General features: G+C 30.8%; 20 protein-coding genes. 10 read left to right on the forward strand and 10 right to left on the reverse strand.

Annotated elements, in window-relative coordinates:
• Positions 1 to 25: 25 nt before the first annotated feature.
• Entirely contained in the window at positions 26 to 796 is a 771-nt protein-coding gene (locus tag OT390_RS04225) for a transporter substrate-binding domain-containing protein (protein WP_002859503.1), read from the forward strand.
• 15 nt (positions 797 to 811) lie between these two features.
• On the opposite strand, the gene fliP is transcribed toward OT390_RS04225, so the two are convergent.
• The gene (gene fliP, locus OT390_RS04230) at positions 812 to 1,546 is read right to left on the reverse strand and encodes a flagellar type III secretion system pore protein FliP (RefSeq protein WP_032587050.1); all 735 of its coding nucleotides are present in this window, start codon (positions 1,544 to 1,546) and stop codon (positions 812 to 814) included.
• A 142-nt stretch (positions 1,547 to 1,688) separates the two neighbouring features.
• On the opposite strand from fliP, the gene glmU reads away from it, so the two are divergent.
• From glmU to truA, 7 genes are read left to right on the forward strand one after another with little or no spacing between them, the layout of a single operon-like run.
• Positions 1,689 to 2,978 (forward strand): bifunctional UDP-N-acetylglucosamine diphosphorylase/glucosamine-1-phosphate N-acetyltransferase GlmU, encoded by a 1,290-nt coding sequence (gene glmU, locus OT390_RS04235; RefSeq protein ID WP_032587048.1) that lies wholly within the window; start codon positions 1,689 to 1,691, stop codon positions 2,976 to 2,978.
• Positions 2,975 to 4,129: a bifunctional phosphopantothenoylcysteine decarboxylase/phosphopantothenate--cysteine ligase CoaBC gene (gene coaBC, locus OT390_RS04240; RefSeq protein WP_032587046.1), complete on the forward strand. Its 1,155-nt coding sequence runs from the start codon at positions 2,975 to 2,977 to the stop codon at positions 4,127 to 4,129. The genes glmU and coaBC overlap by 4 nt, the downstream gene beginning before the upstream one ends.
• Entirely contained in the window at positions 4,126 to 4,743 is a 618-nt protein-coding gene (locus tag OT390_RS04245) for a hypothetical protein (RefSeq protein ID WP_002860494.1), read from the forward strand. The genes coaBC and OT390_RS04245 overlap by 4 nt, the downstream gene beginning before the upstream one ends.
• 3 nt (positions 4,744 to 4,746) lie before the next feature.
• Positions 4,747 to 5,415, forward strand: coding sequence for a polyprenyl diphosphate synthase (uppS, locus tag OT390_RS04250; RefSeq protein ID WP_002852565.1), 669 nt, complete (start codon positions 4,747 to 4,749; stop codon positions 5,413 to 5,415).
• Entirely contained in the window at positions 5,412 to 6,188 is a 777-nt protein-coding gene (locus OT390_RS04255; protein WP_002859509.1) for an A24 family peptidase, read from the forward strand. Before uppS ends, OT390_RS04255 begins: the two co-directional genes overlap by 4 nt.
• The gene (locus OT390_RS04260; protein ID WP_002856798.1) at positions 6,188 to 7,213 is read left to right on the forward strand and encodes an LptF/LptG family permease; all 1,026 of its coding nucleotides are present in this window, start codon (positions 6,188 to 6,190) and stop codon (positions 7,211 to 7,213) included. Before OT390_RS04255 ends, OT390_RS04260 begins: the two co-directional genes overlap by 1 nt.
• On the forward strand, positions 7,210 to 7,935 hold the full coding sequence (truA, locus tag OT390_RS04265) for a tRNA pseudouridine(38-40) synthase TruA (protein ID WP_074471096.1): 726 nt from the start codon (positions 7,210 to 7,212) through the stop codon (positions 7,933 to 7,935). Before OT390_RS04260 ends, truA begins: the two co-directional genes overlap by 4 nt.
• Here truA and ilvA read toward each other — a convergent pair.
• Together ilvA and OT390_RS04275 are read right to left on the reverse strand one after the other, a co-directional pair.
• On the reverse strand, positions 7,932 to 9,143 hold the full coding sequence (gene ilvA / locus OT390_RS04270; RefSeq protein ID WP_025006515.1) for a threonine ammonia-lyase: 1,212 nt from the start codon (positions 9,141 to 9,143) through the stop codon (positions 7,932 to 7,934). The genes truA and ilvA overlap by 4 nt on opposite strands.
• Complete coding sequence (locus tag OT390_RS04275) at positions 9,143 to 9,556, reverse strand: CoA-binding protein (RefSeq protein ID WP_002859511.1); 414 nt, start codon at positions 9,554 to 9,556, stop codon at positions 9,143 to 9,145. Before OT390_RS04275 ends, ilvA begins: the two co-directional genes overlap by 1 nt.
• Before the next feature lie 118 nt (positions 9,557 to 9,674).
• Here OT390_RS04275 and OT390_RS04280 point away from each other — a divergent pair, with 118 nt between their 5' ends.
• Positions 9,675 to 10,091: a membrane protein gene (locus OT390_RS04280; protein ID WP_002852650.1), complete on the forward strand. Its 417-nt coding sequence runs from the start codon at positions 9,675 to 9,677 to the stop codon at positions 10,089 to 10,091.
• Here OT390_RS04280 and trmA read toward each other — a convergent pair.
• Genes trmA through OT390_RS04305 form a run of 5 tightly spaced genes read right to left on the reverse strand, consistent with a single transcriptional unit; the run spans position 10,078 to position 17,465 of the window.
• The gene (trmA, locus tag OT390_RS04285) at positions 10,078 to 11,148 is read right to left on the reverse strand and encodes a tRNA (uridine(54)-C5)-methyltransferase TrmA (protein WP_002870017.1); all 1,071 of its coding nucleotides are present in this window, start codon (positions 11,146 to 11,148) and stop codon (positions 10,078 to 10,080) included. The genes OT390_RS04280 and trmA overlap by 14 nt on opposite strands.
• Complete coding sequence (locus OT390_RS04290) at positions 11,145 to 12,878, reverse strand: Na+/H+ antiporter NhaC family protein (RefSeq protein ID WP_025006516.1); 1,734 nt, start codon at positions 12,876 to 12,878, stop codon at positions 11,145 to 11,147. Before OT390_RS04290 ends, trmA begins: the two co-directional genes overlap by 4 nt.
• A complete protein-coding gene (locus OT390_RS04295; protein WP_002860500.1) occupies positions 12,875 to 13,624 on the reverse strand; it encodes an SDR family NAD(P)-dependent oxidoreductase in 750 nt (249 codons plus the stop codon). The genes OT390_RS04290 and OT390_RS04295 overlap by 4 nt, the downstream gene beginning before the upstream one ends.
• Positions 13,621 to 14,859, reverse strand: a complete 1,239-nt coding sequence (locus tag OT390_RS04300; protein WP_032587041.1) for an ankyrin repeat domain-containing protein — start codon at positions 14,857 to 14,859, stop codon at positions 13,621 to 13,623. Before OT390_RS04300 ends, OT390_RS04295 begins: the two co-directional genes overlap by 4 nt.
• Before the next feature lie 59 nt (positions 14,860 to 14,918).
• Positions 14,919 to 17,465: a bifunctional aconitate hydratase 2/2-methylisocitrate dehydratase gene (locus tag OT390_RS04305; RefSeq protein ID WP_002882330.1), complete on the reverse strand. Its 2,547-nt coding sequence runs from the start codon at positions 17,463 to 17,465 to the stop codon at positions 14,919 to 14,921.
• Between the two features lie 54 nt (positions 17,466 to 17,519).
• On the opposite strand from OT390_RS04305, the gene OT390_RS04310 reads away from it, so the two are divergent.
• Entirely contained in the window at positions 17,520 to 17,972 is a 453-nt protein-coding gene (locus tag OT390_RS04310) for a methylated-DNA--[protein]-cysteine S-methyltransferase (RefSeq protein ID WP_002867485.1), read from the forward strand.
• On the opposite strand, the gene OT390_RS04315 is transcribed toward OT390_RS04310, so the two are convergent.
• Entirely contained in the window at positions 17,964 to 18,905 is a 942-nt protein-coding gene (locus OT390_RS04315) for a hypothetical protein (protein ID WP_002868812.1), read from the reverse strand. The two genes, OT390_RS04310 and OT390_RS04315, sit on opposite strands and share 9 nt — an antisense overlap.
• Positions 18,906 to 18,908: 3 nt before the next feature.
• Positions 18,909 to 20,795, reverse strand: a complete 1,887-nt coding sequence (gene metG / locus OT390_RS04320) for a methionine--tRNA ligase (RefSeq protein WP_032587036.1) — start codon at positions 20,793 to 20,795, stop codon at positions 18,909 to 18,911.
• Between the last annotated feature and the right edge of the window lie 7 nt (positions 20,796 to 20,802).

Consider the following 20,802-nt stretch of genomic DNA (forward strand, 5'->3'; position numbering starts at 1 on the left):
TTACAAAAAATTTTGAAAGGAAATTATGAAAAAAATTATTTTGATTTTTATCTCTTTTTTTGCTTTAAATTTGAGTGCAAAAGATTTGGTTGTAGGAATGGAGCTTGGATATCCGCCTTTTGAAATGAGCGATAAAACAGGCAAAGCAAGTGGAATTAGCGTGGATTTTTTAGAAGCTTTTGCAAAGAAAAACGGCTATAAACTTGTAGTAAAAAATATCGCTTGGGATGGTTTAATACCTGCTTTAAAAACAGCCAAGATAGATCTTATTATGTCCTCTATGACAATTACCGATGAGAGAAAGAAAGTGGTGGATTTTAGCATTCCTTATGCTAAGGCAAATTTGGCTATTTTAACTCCTTTGAACTCTGATATTACAAATATCAAAGATTTAGATAAAAAGGGCAAAGTTTTGGCTTTAAAGCGTGGCTCTACAGGACATTTATATGCGGTTAAAAATTTAAAAAATGCAACTATTAATTTATTTGATAAAGAAAATGCTGCTATTTTGGAAGTGATTCAAGGTAAGGCTGATGGATTTTTTTATGATCAACTTACGATTTATCGCACTTGGCAAAAACATCAAGATACAACCAGAGCCATTTTGGCGCCTTTTCAAGAAAATCCTGAGTTTTGGGGTATAGCAGTACAAAAAGGCAATGCAGAACTTAAAAAAGAGCTTGATGAATTTATTGCAGAAAGCAAAAAAGATGGGCTTTTTGATTCTTTAGGAGAGAAATATCTTAAAGATGTTAAAGATACTTTTAAAAAGAATAATTTAGAATTCTTTTTCTAAGAAGGATTTTCCTTCTTAGGTTACAAAGCTTTCCACAAGCCTTTGCACTAGCAAATTCCATCCATCCACTAATACAAAAATTAAGAGTTTAAAAGGTAAAGAAATCATAGTAGGAGGTAGCATCATCATACCCATAGCCATTAAAACTGAGCTTACAACCATATCTATGACTAAAAAGGGCAGGTAGATTAAAAACCCTATTTCAAAAGCGGTTTTAAGCTCTGAAATCATAAAAGCAGGAACTAAAACCGTAAGGGGAACATCATCTATGGTTTTGGGATTGGGTAGATTGCGTATGCGATAAAAAAGGGCTAAATCTTTTTCGCGAGTATTTTTAAGCATAAAATCTTTAAAAGGCTTTGCTCCTTTTATAAAAGCCTCTTCATAGCCTATTTTTTCTGCTAAATAAGGTTTTATACCTTCATTATAGGATTTTGTAGCTACAGGTTCCATGATAAAAAAAGTTAAAATTAAAGCCAAGGTTACCAAAATAGTGTTAGGTGGCATACTTTGCGTCCCCATAGCTTGTCGTAAAAATGAAAATACTACAATAAGACGCAAGAAAGAAGTCATAACAAAAACTATACTTGGAGCGAGCACAAGTATGGTTAAAACAATCACTATATTTAAAGTAGTAACAAGCTGATTAGGTGTATTGGGTGCACTTAAGTTTAAATTTACTGTAGGGATAGTTGCTTCAGCAGCAAATAAGCTCATGCTTAAAAGTAAAAATAATAATATTTTTTTCAAAATTTAAAAACCTTTTTTTGTTTTTTATTAAAGAAATTTAAATTTTATCTTTTGATGACTAAAAACTAGTTTAAGGGTATTAGGATTTTAACTTTAAACTGCTAAAATAGTCTTTTAGACTTCTTAATAACAAAGGTAAAAAATGAAAACTTCTATTTTGATTTTAGCGGCAGGATTAGGCACTAGAATGAAATCACAAAAGCCAAAGGTTTTGCAAGAGCTTTGTCAAAAAAGTATGATTTTACACATTTTAAAAAAGGCTTTTGCTTTAAGTGATGATGTAAGTGTAGTTTTATCGCATCAAAAAGAACGCGTTGAAAAAGAAATTTTAGAATATTTTCCAAAAACACAAATTTTAGAGCAAGATTTGCAAAATTATCCAGGAACTGCGGGAGCTTTAAGTGGGTTTGAGCCTAAAAATGAAAGAGTGTTGATTCTTTGTGGTGATATGCCTTTGGTTGAGCAAACAAGTTTGGAAGCTTTGTTGGGTAATAATGCAAAATTAAATCTAGCAGTTTTTAAAGCAAGAGATCCTAAAAGTTATGGTAGGGTGGTGATAAAAAACGATAGCGTTGAAAAAATTGTTGAATTTAAAGATGCAAATACGCAAGAAAAAGAGATAAATACTTGCAATGCTGGGGTTTATGTGATTGACTCGAGGCTTTTAAAAGAGCTTTTACCTTTGATTGATAACAATAATGCGGCAAAAGAGTATTATTTAACCGACATTGTAAAACTAGCAAAAGAAAAAGATGTGATGATTAAAGCAGTTTTTGTAGATGAAGATGAATTTATGGGTATTAATGATAAATTTGAACTCAGTATAGCTGAAAATTTCATGCAAAAAAAAATTAAAAAATACTGGATGCAACAGGGTGTGATTTTTCATTTACCGCAAAGCACTTTTATAGGTGCAGATGTTGAATTTGTAGGTGAATGTGAAGTATATGAAAATGTAAGGATAGAGGGCAAAAGTAAGATTATAAACTCTATCATTAAAAGTTCAAGCGTGATAGAAAATTCCATCGTAGAAAATAGCGATGTAGGGCCTTTGGCACATTTGCGTCCAAATTGTGAGTTAAAAAACACTCATATAGGAAATTTTGTAGAATGTAAAAATGCAAAGTTAAATACCGTAAAAGCAGGGCATTTGAGCTATTTAGGAGATTGTGAGATAGATAGTGGAACCAATATAGGCTGTGGGACTATCACTTGTAATTATGATGGGGTAAAAAAGCATAAAACCATCATAGGAAAAAATGTTTTTGTAGGTTCTGATACGCAATTTATCGCACCTGTAAAAATTGAAGATGAAGTGATCATAGCAGCAGGAAGCACAGTAAGTGTCAATGTAGAAAAGGGTGCTTTGTTTATCAATAGAGCAGGGCATAAAATGATAAAAGATTATTATTATAAGAAATTTCAAAAATGAAAACCATACTTTTAGCCATTAGCGGTAGTATAGCTTTTTATAAATCTTATGAGCTTATTTCTTTGTTTAAAAAAGAAGGCTTTAGGGTAAAAGTTTTGCTTTCTAATGGTTTGTTAAAATTTGCTAGCAAAATGAGTTTTGAAGCCTTGGTTGATGAAGTTTTATGTGAGGAAAATGAAAGTTGGCAAAATTCAAACAATCACATAGCTTTTAGCAAGGATGTAGATCTTGTTTTGTTTGCTCCTGCAAGTGTTAATTCTATCAATAAACTTGCTTTTGGTATAGCGGATAATCTTTTTATCCAAACCTTAATCGCAGCAAATAAACCTCTTATCATAGCTCCTGCGGCAAATACAAATATGTTTCATCATTTTAGCACGCGAAATTCTTTAAAGATACTTAAAGAAAATAAAGCTTTGATTATAGAGCCTATTTGTAAAGTTTTAGCTTGTAAAGATGAAGGCGTAGGAGCCTTAGCTGAAGTTAAGGATATTTTTAATATCACCAAAAGAGAGCTTTTAAAAGAAAAGTTTTGGTGCGATAAAAGTGTAGTTATCACAGGTGGCGGCACAAAAGAAAAGATCGATGATGTGCGTTGTGTGAGTAATTTTTCAAGTGGAAAAATGGCAAAGGCCATAGCTGACGCTTTTTATTTTTTAGGAGCTAGGGTAAAACTTTTAAGCTCTGTGGAATTTGATGCGCCTTATGAGCTTTGCAAATTTGAAAGTTCTAAGGATCTAAAGGAGCTTTTGGATAAAAATTTAAATCATGACTTTTTGATTATGACGGCTGCGGTGAGTGATTTTATCCCTCAAAGTGTAAAAGGGAAAATTAAAAAAAATGAGCATTTACAGGGTTTAAATTTGCATCTATCTTTAAATGAAGATTTGCTTAAAACTTGCAAATTTCAAGGCAAAAAGATAGGTTTTAAGATGGAATTTGATTCTCAAAATGCCTTAGAAAATGCGAAAAAATCTTTAAAAGATAAGCAACTTGATATGGTTTGTCTTAATATCATTGATCAAAAAAATTATTTTGGAAGCGATCAAAATGAGCTTTATTTTATCACTTTAAACAATGAAAATAAAAGCACTTTGCAAAGCAAAGAAAAATTGGCATTTGAATTAGTAAAATGGTGTGAAAAATTATGAGTATGATTAATTCTACCTTACCTATACAAATGAAAGTTTTAGCTAAATCAGGTTATGGACATTATACGCTTTTATTAAATCATAAAAAGATTCAAACCAAAAGCATGATAGAGCTTGAAATTGGTGCTGAATATTTAGCTGAACTTTATATGCAAAATGGTGGAGTTATACAATTTAAACATCTTTCAAAGCGTCCTAATTTTAAACCTTTTGAAGAGGGATTGGCTTTGATAATCGCTATTTTAGAGGATAAAATTTCTTATAAAAAATTCATCATACAAAATCTTTTAGATTGTAAAGATATAGAGCGTTATCAGATATTAAAAGAAATGCTTTTTGCAAGTTTTGAAAATATTTATCATATTCCTTTTATCTTTGAAAATAAATCTTGCTTGTTTCAAATGCGTAAAAGAGCAAAATATTTAGAAATTTACTTATATTTTAGTGTTTTTGGAGCTTTGAAAATTTTAATAGATTCACAAGGTGTTAGTATTTTTACACCTTTTGCTAAGGTGCGAAAATTTTTAAACGAACATTTAGATTTTAATGTATCGCAAGAAAACAAGATTGAACCTTTGTTTGTTTTCAAAAGGCTTTTTGATTTTAAAGGATGAAAAATGAATGAATTAAAACACCTTGCTGTTGTTATGGATGGCAATAGGCGGTGGGCTAGAGCTAAGGGTTTTTTGGCAAAGCTTGGATATTCCCAAGGAGTCAAAACTATGCAAAAATTGATGGAAGTTTGCATGGAAGAAAATATTTCAAATTTAAGCCTTTTTGCTTTTAGTACGGAAAATTGGAAGCGTCCTAAAGATGAAATTGATTTTATCTTTGAACTTTTAGATCGTTGTTTAGATGAAGCTTTAGAAAAATTTGAAAAAAATAATGTGCGTTTAAGAGCTATAGGTGATTTATCGCGCTTGGAAGATAAAGTAAGAGAAAAAATTACCTTAGTTGAAGAAAAAACAAAGCATTGTGACGCACTTTGTGTTAATTTGGCTATAAGTTATGGTGCAAGAGATGAGATTATAAGAGCTGCTAAGCGTGTGATTGAAAAAAAACTTGAGCTAAATGAAGAAAATTTAACGCAAAATTTAGATTTACCTTTAGATGTGGATTTGATGCTTCGCGTTGGAAACGCTAAAAGACTTTCAAATTTCTTACTTTGGCAGTGTTCATATGCTGAAATTTATTTTAGTGAAACTTTATTTCCATCTCTTACCAAGAGAGAATTTAAAAGGATTATTAAAGAATTTAGAAATAGAGAAAGAACTTTTGGAAAATGATATTTTTCATAATAATTCTAGGGGCTTGTTTGGGTTCTTTTTGCACAAGTTTGGCAAGTAGGATAATTGAAAAAAAGCCCTTTTTTATCTCGCGCTCTTTTTGTTTTTCTTGTGATACAAAATTAAAATACTATGAAATTATTCCTATTTTTTCTTATATTTTTTTAAAGGCAAAATGTCAAACTTGTAAATGTCATTTGCCTATTTCTTTGTTAATCAATGAAATTTTAGGCGCAATTTTGCTTATTTTGGTTTATTCTTTAAGTCAAAATTTTTATGATTTTTTATTTTTATCTCTATTTTTATTTAATCTTTTCTTACTTTCTTTAATTGATATTAAACTCAAAGCCGTACCACAAATTTTACTTTGGAGTGCTTTTTTATTTGCTTTTTTTTACGCCTTTAGGGAGAGTGAAATTTTACATTTTTTGATTTTTAAAGAGTTTAGTGGAGGTTTTTTACTAAATGCTTTTAGTTTTGGAGGATTTGTTTTTTTATTAAAAAGTTTGGTTTTTTTTCTAATGAATTTCCAAAAAAAAGATGAAATTTTAGAAAATTTGGGTGATGCTGATATTATTATTATGTCTTGTATAGGTGGAATTTTAGGTTTTGAGTATGGATTTTTAGTATTATTTATAGCTTCTATTTTGACTTTGCCTTTTTTTATTTTTTTTAGAATTAAAGCAATAAAAGAGCAAGAACTTGCTATGATACCCTTTTTAAATATCGCTTTTGTGGCAGTTTTATTTTATAAAAACTTAGGATTATTCTAATGAAGCTTAGTTTAAGATATGTTTTAAATCAATTTTTAAGTACGAATTTGTCTATATTTTTCGTACTTTTTGCTATTGTATCTATGGTGTTTTTTATTCAACTTGCAAAACTTACTTCAAGCATAGAGATTAGTTTTTTGGATCTTTTAAAGCTTTATGGGTTTATGTTGCCTAGAATTTTAATTTTTACCTTGCCTATATCTTTTTTTATTTCTTTAACTTTGGCTTTGTTTAGGCTTTCTAAGGAAAATGAAAGCATAGTACTTTTTACTTTGGGATTTTCACCAATGATTTTGGCAAAATTTTTCCTTAAAATTGCAAGCTTGATTAGTGCTTTTATGCTTGTTGTGGCTTTGGTAATGATACCTATAGTATTTGAACTTCAGGATAACTTTGTAAACTATAAAAGCACTCAAGTGAAATTTAACTACAAAACAGGAGAATTTGGACAAAAATTTTTAGACTGGATGATTTTTATAGAAAAACAAGATAGTGATAAGTATGAAAACATAATTATGTATCGCCCTAAACATAAAGCAGATGATAAAGAACAACTTATCATAGCCAAAGAAGCGCATGTGCAAAGAAAAGATGATAGCTTTGCTTTTAGCTTGAATCAAGGCAAAATGTATAATTTTGAGCAAGGTCAAAGTATTTTTAGTGGAGAATTTGACACTTTAGTAGTAAATACTCAGTTTAATACAGACAATCTTCAAACAAAGAAATTTTATGAATACTGGAATGATTTAAACGAAAATCCACAAAGAGCAAGAGAATTTGTGATTTATACAACTATAGCCTTGTTTCCACTTGCTAGTACGCTTTTTGCGCTTTGTTTTGGTTTGGTTACTTATCGTTATGAAAAAGGCTATGTGTATTTAGGTATGTTTGGAGTGATTGCTATATATTTTGGACTTTTAAGTTCTTTTTCTCAACCTCCAATTTTGGCTTGCCTTGGAATTTTTTCTTTAAGTTTATTTGTTTCGGCTTATTGTTTTAAGAAAATGATTTTGAGTCGTTATTGATGAAAATAAAAATTATATTTTCTTATGATGGCACTGCTTTTTTAGGTTCTGCTACTCAGCCTCATAAAAAAGGTGTTCAAGATGCTTTAAGTGGGGCCTTATCGCATTTGGGTATTTTTTCACCTCTTTTGATGGCTTCTCGTACAGATAAAGGAGTACATGCAAGCTATGCTGTAGCTAGTGTGGAGTGTGGAGATTATTTTACAAATTTAGAATATCTTCAAAAACAGCTTAATAAATTTTCCCATCCTTTTATCCATATCAAAAAAATTGAAAAAGTAAAAGATGATTTTGAAGTAAGATTTGATGTAAAAAGTAGAGAATACCGCTATATATTTTCTCACTCTTCTTATAGTCCTTTTATGGCTTCTTATGTGCATTTTTATCCTAAATTTGACTTAGATAAGGCTAACGAGCTTTTGGGTTTTTTTGTGGGAAAAAAGGATTTAAAGTTTTTTTGCAAAAGTGGAGGAGATAATAAAACGACTTTAAGAGAAATTTTTATTGCTAGAGCTTATGCTTATAAAGATTTTAGCATTTTTCATTTTAAAGCTAATGGTTTTTTAAGAGGGCAAATTAGATTAAGTGTAGCAAGTGTTTTAAAGGTTTTAGAAGGAAAAATGAGTGAAAAAGAACTCAAAGAACAGATTGAGGCCAAAAAGCAATACAATCACTTTTTAGCACCGCCAAATGGACTTTATTTAAGCCGTATATGTTATTAAAAACTTTCATAGAAATTAAAGGCCTTTTGGGTTAAAATTTTTCTTATTTCTTCTTGATGTTCTTTACCTTTGGTTTCTAGGGTAATTGAAATCATCGCATCGCCATAATCAAGCTTGGTGGAAAATCTATCATAGTCGATTTTTACTATATTTGCATTGGCTATTTTTAAGCTGTCTGTAAGGTGTAATAATGCCCCAGGTTTATCTACTAAAGTAACATGAATTTGCATTTTTCTGTAGGATTTAAATAAACCTTTTTCTATGATGATATTTAGCATTTGTGCATCGATATTGCCTCCGCTTAAAACTACGCCAATTTTTTTATGATTTTGTGTATTTATTTTTTGATGAAGTAGGGTGGCTACACTCGCAGCTCCTGCACCTTCAACTATGATTTTATGTTTTTCAAGTAAAAACAATACCGCATTAGCGATTTCTTCATCATCAACTTGGATAAAATCATCTACGCATTCTAAAATAATATTAAAATTAATAGGATTTGCATCACGCACAGCAATACCATCGGCTATAGTGCGTACGCTTTTTGCATTTTTGATTTTTTTGGCATGAAAACTTTCATACATTGCAGGAGCTCCTTTGGCTCCAACTCCGATGATTTTAATGTTTGGATTGATTTGTTTAGCTACACTTGCGATACCACTTATAAGTCCTCCACCTCCAACAGGTGTGATAATCATATCAAGATCGCTTATTTCATCAAGCATTTCAAGCATCAAAGTTCCTTGTCCTGCCATTACAAATTCATCTTCAAAAGGATGGATAAAACTAAGATTATTTTCTTTAGCATAAGAGGTTGCAAAGACATAAGCTTCATCAAAATTGTCCCCTTTGAGTATCACCTCTGCTCCTAAGGCTTTTGTAGCAGAAACTTTTAAGAGCGGAGTAGATTCTGGCATTACAATAACTGCTTTAATGCCAAATTTTTTTGCACTAATGGCCACGCCTTGAGCATGGTTTCCTGCACTTGCCGCAATGACTCCGTGTTGTTTTTGTTCAGCGCTAAGATTGGCTATTTTATTATAAGCTCCACGAATTTTATAAGCACCTGTAATTTGTAAATTTTCATTTTTAAGATAAATCTCACTTTGACAAATATCACTTAAAAAAGAAGAGTATATGAAAGGAGTTTTGTTTACAAACTCTGAAATTTGTTGTTTTGCTTTGTAAATTTTATTAAGCTCTAACACTATTTTTCCTTTGTTTTAAAATACGGATATTCTAGCATAATGCAACGATTTTGTATAAAATTTATATCTAATTTTTTACATTCTTCTTTGGCTGTTTCGTTACTAATACCAAGTTGAAGCCATAGGTTTTTAATATTTTTTTCAACAAGCTTAGGAAGAATTTCTAGTGCCACTTCCCCTTTTCTAAAAAGTATAAGTGTATCGATTTTTTCTTCTATTTGATCTAAATTTCTATAAACTTTTTCATTTAAAATAAACTCTTCTTTAGGATAAATAGGAAAAATTTTATAATTTTTTCTTTGTAAAAATTCTGCTACCCTATAAGAAGCTTTTGTCTTATCTGGACTTAAAGCAAATATGGCAATATTTTTACTTGTATTTATAATATAAGAGATAGTTTCTTTTTCATTCATTGTTAACCTTTGTTTTGGTATTTTATCTTAAATGATTAAAAAATTAACTAAAGTGAATTTAAAAAATGAAAAAAGTGTTATAATATAGCAAATTCCGAAGTTTAATAAGGAGGGAAAAATGGAAGAATTTTATCCATATACTTTAACAATCCATCTTCTTTGTGCTATTTTGTTTATAGGTTATTTGTTTGTTGATGTATTTGTTTTGGGTGTAGTTAAAAAGAAAAATCCTAATTTTGACAAAAGTCTTTTTAGTGCTACTGGGGTTAAAATAATGCCTTTTGTGGTTCTTTTGCTTTTTTTAAGCGGAGGTGCTTTGGCAGGTTTTCATTTTAAACCTTTAAATTTACTTTTTGCTGTAAAAATTATTTTGGCTTTTGGAATTTTATCTTTAGTTGTTTTTTCTTTATTTTGTCATTTTATATTAAAGAAGAAAAATCCACTCGGTGTTTTTATCCACCCTTTTGTATTTGTGCTTTGTATCGCGATAGTAATACTGGCTAAATTAATGAATTATTTTTTTATACCTTGCTAAGAAATACTCCACATTCAAGATGTGGAGTATTGACAAATTGATCAAACAGAGCAAACTCTTCCACTCTATGTGTTAGGCTTAATTCTTTTAAATTTTCTTTTAAAGTGATAGGATTGCAAGAAATATAAATAATATTTTCATATTTTTTTATTAAGTCAATTACGCTTTTATCAAGTCCTGCACGGGGTGGATCAACTAAAACATGAGAGAAATTAAAATCATCTAATCGAATATCTTTTAAACGAAAAAATTCTCTTTCTTTTTTGATAGCAAGACTTAATTCTTCGCTTGAAAGTCTTGCAAAGTGGATATTTGTTGTATTGTTAAGCTCGCAATTTTTTAAAGCAAAATTAATATTGCTTTTTGAAATTTCAGTGGCTAAAACTTTAAAAAAGAATGGTGCTAAAGCTAAAGTAAAATTTCCATATCCACAGTAAAGCTCAAGTAAATCCATTCTTTTTTGAGTGTTTAAAATTTCACACACCCAAGTAATCATTTTTTCATTTATAGTAGTGTTAGGTTGAATAAAACAATCGTTGTTAAATTCATAAAATATTTTTCTACCTTGAATATTTAAAGTTTGTCTTAGATTTTCTGTTTTAAAAATAAGCTTTTTGCCTTTACTTCTTGCTATAAGGTTGATATGAAGAATATTGCTTAAATTTTCTAAATTTGACTTTATATCTTCTATATTTTTATGATAGAGTAAAGTTACGCTAAGTTCTTGCTTTGTGGTTAAAAACTCCACGCCAAAAAGTTTTTCTTTTAATTTGTTATCTTGACGCAAGTATTCTAGAAGTTTTGGCATAAAAGTACAAATTTTTTCATCAGCAAAATCTAAATATTCTATAATGTACTTTTTTTTGTTTTTTGGATCAAACATCGCATAAAAAAGCGTATCGTCATGATAAAATGAAAGTTCAGCTCTTGTACGATAATGCTTATCTTTTGAAGCAAAAAGTTTAAAATCCTTTGTATAAAATTCTTTAAAATATTTTTTTATGAAAGAATGCTTTTCATCTAAAGTAAGAAAATTTCCAAAATTTTCAAGACTCATGGAACTTTCTTTCCGATAAGTCTTAGTAAAAGTGCAATAAGTATGAAATTTAAAGGCAAGACAAACCAAACGCTAAGTCCTAAAGATACAGGAATATATCCAGCGATTAAAGAAATGCCACAGATAAATAAAGCATAAGGAATCTGTGTTCTTACATGCTCCATATGATCGCATTTTGCACTCATAGATGAAAGGATTACATTGTCTGAAATTGGTGAACAATGGTTTCCAAAAATCGCACCTGTTAAAACGCAGCTTATATTAATAACCATATAATGATGCATAGCGTTTGCATCCATGCCATTGATTTTGGCGATTTCATGAGCTAAAGGCACAGCCAAAGGCATTAAAATCCCCATAGTTCCATAGCTTGTTCCTATGGCAAAAGAAATGGCTGAAGCAAAAGCAAAAATAGTAGCAGGCAAAATAAACTCAGGCAATTTATCTGCAAGCAAACTAGTGATAAATAAAGAAGTTCCTAGATCTTTTACTATACTTGAAAGCGACCAAGCAAATAAAAGCAATACTATGGTAAAAATCATGGTTTTCCAGCCATATATCCAAGTTTCTACCGCTTCTTTAAGATTGAAAATTTTACGACGCACCCCGATAAAAATCGCTACAATAGCAGCAAACAAAGCAGCTTGGAATAACACCACAGAAGAATCAGCATTTCCAAAAGCAGCCCTAAAAGTTTCAAAAGACAAAGGATTGGCACTTGCTTTTGCAAGTTCTTCGCCTTCTAAAGTGCTAAGTCCATTAAAATAAAATCCTAATATAGCTAAAATGATTAAAGTAAAAATAGGAACAATAGCATCAAAAGTACGAATTTTAATACCTTCTTTTGGTGCTAAAAATTGATCTTCTAATTCAGTAGTATCTAGTGTGCCTGATTTAGGTAGAGGAGCAATTTGTCCTGTGGTTCTTGCACGCACTTCAGCCTTGTACATAGAACCAAACTCACGCCCCATGATTGCAGTCATGACTACAAAAAAAAGCATGAAGATATTATAAAAACGATAAGGTATGGTTTCAACAAAAATTCCAAAAGCACTAATATTGCTAATGCCTATGTGTTCATAAGCGGTTTTAATTAAAGAAACTTCTAAGCCTATCCAAGTAGAAATTACAGCTATTCCTGCCACAGGAGCTGCGGTAGAGTCGATAATAAAGGCAAATTTTTCACGAGAAATTTTAAATTTATCTGCCAAAGGACGCATAATTGGACCTACGATTAGTAAATTAGCATAGTCATCAAAAAATATTAAAAGCCCTAAAAACCAAGTGTTAACTTGAGCTGATACAGCTGATTTGGCTCTTTTGGCAAATTTTAATGCTACAGCTTTTGCACCTCCCATTTTTGTGATAAGTGCCACAAGACCACCTATACAAAGAATTTGTAAAATGATTCCTGCATTTACTGGATCTGAAGTTGAACCTAAGATATAAGAAATAATTTTTGAAAAAGATTCTACTGTAGTATTGTAATAATTTACAAAAGTTAAATGTTGTGCTTTAAAAATATTTGCAGAAAGGCTAAGTAGAAAAGTTCCACTTAAAACTCCAGTAAAGAGCGATAAAATAACATCTTTTGTGATAAAGGCTAAAGCAATAGCAACTAAAGGTGGTATAAGCGTAAAAGCTCCAAATAAATTAGCATTTGCAGCTGCTTCTGAGGAGTTTGCAAATGCAACTAAAGGTAAAAACAATGAAACTAAAAATTTATTCATTCATCTCTTTCTATATAAAATCCATTCCAAGTTTGTGTTACCGGCATAAGCTCGATTTCATTAACATTAATATGGCTTGGTAGGTTAATGATAGACATTACCACTTTGGCAATATCATTAGCACTGATAAATTGCGTATTTTCATACACTGCATCAGCTTTTTGGATATCTCCTTTAAAACGCACTTCACTAAATTCAGTTTTGCAAAGTCCTGGAGCAATGTTTGTTACTTTGATATTGCTTCCTCTAAGATCATTTCTTAAGGCCAATGAAAATTGTCCTACAAAGGCTTTGGTTCCACAATACACATTGCCTCCAAAATAAGGATTGCGTCCCGCAACCGAACCTAAGTTAAAAATATAAGCATTTTTTTGTTTACGAAGTATAGGAATAACAGCTTTTGCAACATATAAAAATCCTTTGATGTTTGTATCTACCATAGTGTTAATATCTTCAAGGTTTAATTTATCAAATTCATCTACCCCTAAAGCTAAACCTGCATTATTAAAAAGCACATCAATTTCTTGAAATTCTTTAGGTAAATTTTCAATAGCTTCAAAGATTTCTTTTTGATTTCTTACATCTATGCAAAGGGTGTAAATCTTATCTTTATAAGCATTTTTTAGCTCTTCTAGACGCTCTTTGCGTCTAGCAAGGGCGATTACTTTGTAGCCTTCTTGTATAAAAGCTTCAACACAAGCTCTACCAAAACCTGAACTCGCTCCTGTAATAAATGCGGTTTTCATTCCAAACTACCTCCGTAAAATAGATTTTCGTTTGCTTTTAAACCCAAGCTTTTTAGATAATCAGCATTTTCTTTTTTACCTGCTGCTAGCGCAAAGTCAAGTGCATTAAAACCAAGATCATCAACAGCGTTAAAATTTGCTCCTTTTGAAATAAGAAGTTTTAAAATTTCAACATTTCCATAGGCTGCAGCATGCATTAAAACATTTTTTGAAGTGTGCTCTAGAGCGCAAAATGTAATAAAATAAGGCGTATTTGAACCTATGTTCGCACTTAATGCTAATTTTTCATTGTTATTAATATATTTTTGATTAACATTTGCTCCATTATCAAGAAGTAGTTTTATGATATCAAGACGATTAAACTCTATGGCATAAAAAAGTGGGGTTTTACCAAAGGCATTGGCTTGATTAACATTCGCTCCATTTTGGATTAAAAAATTTGTATTTTCATAATTTTCCAATGCGTAAAAAATAGCACTTTCATAACCTTCGTCAATCCTAGCACCAAAACGAATCAAAAGTTCTAAAATTTCTTTTTCTCTTTGATTTAAAAGCGCTGCTTGCAAGGCTATAGTAAGATCATCTTGGCTTGGATTATTTGAAAAAATAAAATCTTGTATATAAGATACTGAATAATTTTTATTTGACATGATTTTTGCTAAAGGACTAATATCTTTGTAAATTTTTGTTTCACCAACAGCCCAATTTAAAAATTCGTTTAAGGCATTGCTAGTATAGTAAATATTACTACCTTTGTCAAAATTAAAATTACTTTCAAAATACTTTTCTAAAGGTTCTATAGCATTGTTATATTCTTTCCAAAAAGCTTTGTAAAGTCTAAAATTTCCTATACTTTGATATGCCCAATATCTAAAATAAGATTTTAAAATATCATATTTTTTTTCTAAATTTTCGGGTGTATCTAAAGTTTTTTGATAAGCGATGGGATCGATAGCTATTTTTAATAATAAAAAATCAAATTGTTGTAATTTTGGCAAATAAGCCACACCATTACAAGAGCTATTGCTTCCGCGAATTTCATTGGAAATTGCATAGAGTTTTTTTGTAAAATCTTGATTTTTTAAAGATTCTTTACAGCTTGAAGTTATATTTAAATAATCTAAATTTGAACTTTCATTTAGCAATGTTTTATTATTTTTAATGTTGTCGCAGTTAATGGCATCGCTAGCCATTAAACTTGCAAAACAACAAAAGGAAGTGAATAATAACTTCAATATTTTTCCTTTGAAAATTTTAATTTTGTTATTTAATCCAAATAAGTATTAAATTTGAATTAATTTTCAAGTTTGAAATTTTCAATCTCATTAAAATTTAAATATCTATAGATATTTGCCTTATGCTCATCACTTAGTTTTTCGCTGACAATTTGTAAGTATTCTTCCTTGCTTGGAATTTTACCTAAAATCGCACAAACTGCCGCAAGTTCTGCACTGCCTAAATATACTTTAGCACCCATTCCCATACGGTTGTCAAAATTTCTTGTAGAAGTTGAGAAAACTACAGCTCCATCATTTACTCTAGCTTGATTACCCATACACAAAGAACAACCAGGAACTTCTATTCTAGCACCTGCTGCGCCAAAGATGCTGTAATAACCTTCATTAGTAAGTTGTGCTTTATCCATTTTTGTTGGAGGCACTACCCAAAGTCTGGTTTTAAGTATGCCTTTATCTTTTAAAATTTCTCCTAAAGCTCTATAATGTCCTATATTTGTCATACAAGAGCCTACAAAAACTTCATCTATATTTTTTGGACGCTTATCATCGGCTAAAATTTCACTCAAAGTCGCCACATCATCAGGGTCATTTGGACAAGCTAGGATTGGCTCTTTAATGTCATTAAGATTAATATCTATAATATAAGCGTATTTTGCATCTTTATCTGCTCTTAAAAGAGTAGGGTTTTTAAGCCATTCTCTCATTTTTTCAGCCCTTCTAGCAAGGGTAGCTTTATTCTCATATCCTGCTTCTATCATAGCTTCAATTAAAGAAATATTGGATTTGATATATTCGCTTACACTTTCTATGCTTAAATCCACACTGCAAGCAGCTGCAGATCTTTCAGCACTTGCATCACTAAGTTCAAAAGCTTGTTCGACTTTTAAGTTTGGCAAGCCTTCTATTTCTAAAATTTTTCCTGCAAAAATATTTTTCTTATTTTTCTTTTCAACGGTAAGTTGTCCTTGTTTGATTGCATAATAAGGTATAGCATTAACCAAATCTCTTAAGGTAACTCCAGCTTGTAATTCCCCGCTAAAACGCACTAAAACACTTTCAGGTACATTTAAAGGCATAGAACCAGTAACCGCAGCAAAAGCCACAAGTCCACTTCCTGCAGGGAAAGAAATTCCTATAGGAAAGCGTGTGTGAGAATCCCCACCCGTTCCTACGGTATCTGGCAATACAAAACGATTAAGCCAAGAGTGAATAACCCCATCACCTGGTTTTAAACTCACCCCACCACGACTTGTCATGAAATTGGGCAAGGTTTTATGTAAATTTGAATCGCTTACTTTTGGATAAGCAGCTGTATGGCAAAAGCTTTGCATCACAAAGTCTGCATTAAAACCTAGGCTTGCAAGTTCTTTAATTTCATCTCTAGTCATAGGACCTGTAGTATCTTGAGAGCCTACGGTTAAAGTCATAGGTTCTATATACATACCTGGACGCACACCTTCAACTCCACAGGCACGACCTAGCATTTTTTGAGCTAAGGTATAACCACCGCTTGAAGATTTAGGTTGTTCAGGTTTGGTAAAGATATTTTCACTTTCCATGCCTAAAAATTCTCTAGCCTTAGCACAAAGCCCACGACCTATGATAAGTGGGATTCTTCCTCCTGCTCTAACTTCATCTAAGAGAGTGTTTGGACTGAGTGTAAATTCTGCAATTGTAGAGCCATTTTTTATGATTTTTCCATCATAAGGATGAATTTCAAACTCATCGCCCATTTCTAAGTTTGTTACATCACAGATGATAGGTAAAGCCCCGCTATCTTGAGCAGTGTTAAAGAAAATCGGTGCTATGGTTGAACCCATTACTATACCACCGCTGTGCTTGTTTGGCACACCTTCTATTTCTTTTCCTAAGTGCCATTGTATGGAATTTATTGCCGATTTTCTACTTGAACCTGTTCCTACAACATCACCTACATAAACCACTTCGCGACCGCTTTTTTTAAGCTCTTTGATTTTTTCTAAGGATCCTGTTTGTCTTACCTTTAGCATGGCATTTGCATGTAAAGGAATATCGCTTCTTGTAAAAGCATCTCCTGCAGGGCTTAGATCATCGGTATTTGTTTCCCCTGCTACTTTAAAAACTATACATTTAATCACTTGTGGTAGTTTTTCTTTTTTATTAAACCAGTCCGCATTTGCCCAGCTTTGTAAAACTTCCTTAGCGTGTGGATTGTTTTTGCTAAGTTCAGCTATGGTATGGAAATTATCATGTACAAAAATAATATTTTTCAACACTTCTGCAGCATCTTTGGCTATGTTTTCATCTTTTAAGGCATCGATTAAAACTTTAACATTATATCCGCCTAGCATAGTTCCAAGCATTCTTAAGGCTCTTTTTTTGTCTATATTTGGAGCACTGATTTTGCCTTTAAGTATGGAATCTAAAAATTCACATTTTACTAAAGCTGCATCATCAACACCAGGATTTACTCTATTTTCTAAAAGATTTGCAAGCTCTTCATTATTTTCATTTTCAAGTAATTTACAAAGTTCTCTAGTTTGATTTGCATTTAAAGGAAGGGGTGGTATACCCAAAGCGGCTCTTTCTTCAACAAGTTTATTGTATTCTTGCATAAAAGACATTTTCTACTCCTTAAATATTTTTTATTATAATTGTAGCTCTTTGAAGGATAAAAAATGTTTAAAGTTTATTATAAAATGCCTTTATGTTACCTATCTTTACATAGTGATGGAAAATTTTTAACTAGAGTTGATTTTTGTGATAATAAAAGATCAGAAAAAAATTGTAGTTTGCTTGACTTAGCAAAATATGAACTTGATTTATATTTTACTCATAAGCTTAGAAAATTTAGCATTCCTGTTTTGATACAAGGTACAGATTTTGAATCAAAGGTTTATAAGGCTTTAATGAAAATTCCTTATGGTAAAATGGTTACCTATAAAGATATAGCCCAAAAAATCAATCATCCTAAAGCTTTTAGAGCTGTCGGAAATGCAAATTCTAAAAATCAAATTCCTATTTTTATACCTTGTCATAGAGTTATTGCAAGCAATGGCATAGGAGGATATAATGGAGGGCTTGAAATAAAAAGATTTTTGCTTGAAAATGAAGGAGTGAATTTAAAATAAGCTTGGGGTTTGATTTTCTTTGTTTTCAAATTCTTGTTCAAAAATATCATAATTTTCAAGAATTAAACAATATTTAAAATTTTTTAATTTTCTTAAATCTGAAAGCTGATTATAGGAAAAATCGCAAAATAAAGAATTTTTAGAAGCAATTTTAAAGTCTTTTATGTTTTTAAATTTTTCTTTCCAGAATTCAAAGGTATTTTGGTTGTTGCTTACAATAAACGCTTGAGAGCTTGAACCAAAAGGAGTGATTTCAAATTTATCATCAATAAAATAAATTTTAAAATCATCAATCTTATTAAAGTCAAATATTATTTTTTGATTTTTTTCTTTTAAAAAAGAAATAATTTTTGCAAAACTATTTGCGTAAAAAAAAGGCAAATTAAGATTTTTAAAATATAAATTTTCACAAATCAAAGTTGTAAAAAAGAAGCTAGATCGCGATAATAAGGTAAAATTAGCATCTTTTAGACTATGAGAATAGGCACAAAGTTTATTTAAGTAATTTTCTTCACAGTAGCAAAAAATTTCACCCTTTTTTGCTTTGATTAGTTTTTCAAAATCAGCAAAAATATTTCCTTTTAAAATGTTAAAATAAAAAGCCTTACAAAGACTTAGTTCGTAAGATTTAAAAAGCAAAAATTCACATTCTTTATCTTCGCAAAAAAAGCGTAAAAATCTTACAAGAGCTTGTTCTAGATTTTCTACTCTAAAGTAAAAAATGTCTTTATCTTCAATAGTAATGTCATTTTCTGTAATTATAGCATAAGCGCCTTTTTTTACAGCTTGGGTAATTTCTTTTTTATTGTTATTAAAGAAGGCAAAGCCTGCTTTAAGTTCGTTTAAATTTATGGCAAAACCTTCCACGCTTAAAACGCTACCTTCATGAATGAGCGTTGCGTTTAAAAGTTCACCTAAATTGCTAATTTGCATATTTTAGCCTACTAAAGAACCGTTTTGCACAAGTTGTTCAGGGGTGATTAAAACAAGCTTATCTCCGCTTTTTGCAGAAAGTATCATACCATCGCTTTCATGTCCAAAAATTTTAGCTTTTTTAAGATTGCTTATAATGCAAACTTGTTTACCGATTAAATCACTGGCTTTATAGTGTTTTGCTATGCCTGAGAGTACTTGACGGATTTCTTTATCGTCAAGTTCGAGTTGAAATTTCAAAAGTTTTTCGCTTCCTTTTATATTTTGACAATCAAGCACCTTAGCGACTTTGATTTCAATTTTTGCAAAATCATCGATTTTTATTTTAGGACTTTCTTCTTTTTTAGGTTCTTCTTTAATTTCTTGTTTTAAAAGAGCTTTTTCTACTTTTGGAAATAAAGCTTCGCAAGGATTTGCTTTAAAATCTAAAAGTTCATTATCAAGTATTATTTTTGCGTAATTTGTAGATGAAATTTCAAAATTTAAAGCTAAGGCCACCTTTTGACAAGACTTTGGTAGAGTAGGGCTTAATAAAAGGCTTGTTTTGGCTAAAATATTTGCACAAAGTGCTACTAAAGCATTAGCTTGTTCGTGTTTGTTTTCTTTGATTAAATTCCAAGGTTCGTATTTGCTAATAGCTAAATTTGCCACACTTAAGGCTTTAAAAAGTTCTTCTAAATAACGATTACACTGTAAGTTTTCTAAAAATTCTACCGCTAAATTTAAGTGTTCTTTTGCTTGATTTAATTCAACATTGTAAAATTTTAAAACACCTTCTTTTGAAATATTTCCTTGAGAATATTTTGTACTCATACCTATAATGCGATTAAGTAAATTTCCAAATTCATTGCTTAGTTCAGCATTGATACGATTTATCAGCATATTTTCGCTAAAATCCCCATCATTACCAAAAGGTACTTCTCTAAGCAAGAAATATCTAAAAGCTTCGCTTCCATAAGTATCAACCACTTCTTTAGGTTTTACAACATTGCCTTTAGATTTGCTCATTTTTTCACCTTCTTTAGTCCACCAGCCATGTGCACCTATAAATTTTGGCAAAGGTAAATCTACGCTCATTAAAAAAGCTGGCCAATAAATGGCATGAAAACGCAAGATATCTTTTCCTACTAAATGCACATGCGCAGGCCAAAATTTAGCATTTTCTCCCTTGCTTTGAAAATCAAGCGAACTTATATAGATAAAAAGTGCATCAAGCCATACATAAACAATATGTTTATCATCATTAATTTCTTGAGGCAGTTTAATCCCCCAATCAAAACTTGTTCTTGTAATGGAAAGATCTTTAAGGCCGCTTTGGACAAAATTTATAAGTTCGTTTTTTTTGTTTTTTGGCAAGATGGGATCTTTTTCTTCATACCATTGTAAAATTTTATCTTGATATTTTGAAAGTTTGAAAAAATAGCTTTCTTCTTTTAAAATCGTAGTGTTTTTGCCACAATCTGGACAAGAACAATCATTGATAAGCTGACTTTGAGTAAAAAAGCTTTCACAAGAAATACAATAGTGTCCTTCGTATTCATCTTTATAAATATCACCTTTTTGCCACATTTTTAAAAACATAGCTTTAACAAATTCAATATGCCTTGTATCAGTTGTTCTTGCGTAAATATCATAGGTGATTTCAAATTCATCCCATAATTTTTTAAATTCAAAACTGATTTTATCAGCGTATTCTTGAGGAGTGGAATTTCTTAGTTTGGCAGCTTCTTCGATTTTTTGTCCATGCTCATCTGTTCCTGTTAGAAATCTTGTTTCATGTCCTTGCAAACGATAAAATCTTGCTAAAGTATCGGCTATGATGGTAGTATAAGCATGACCTAAATGAGGCACATCATTTACATAATAAATTGGTGTTGTAACATAACGCATTTTTTTC

It is taken from the genome of Campylobacter sp. CFSAN122748 (assembly GCF_045277125.1).
Taxonomy (GTDB): Bacteria; Campylobacterota; Campylobacteria; order Campylobacterales; family Campylobacteraceae; genus Campylobacter_D; species Campylobacter_D jejuni.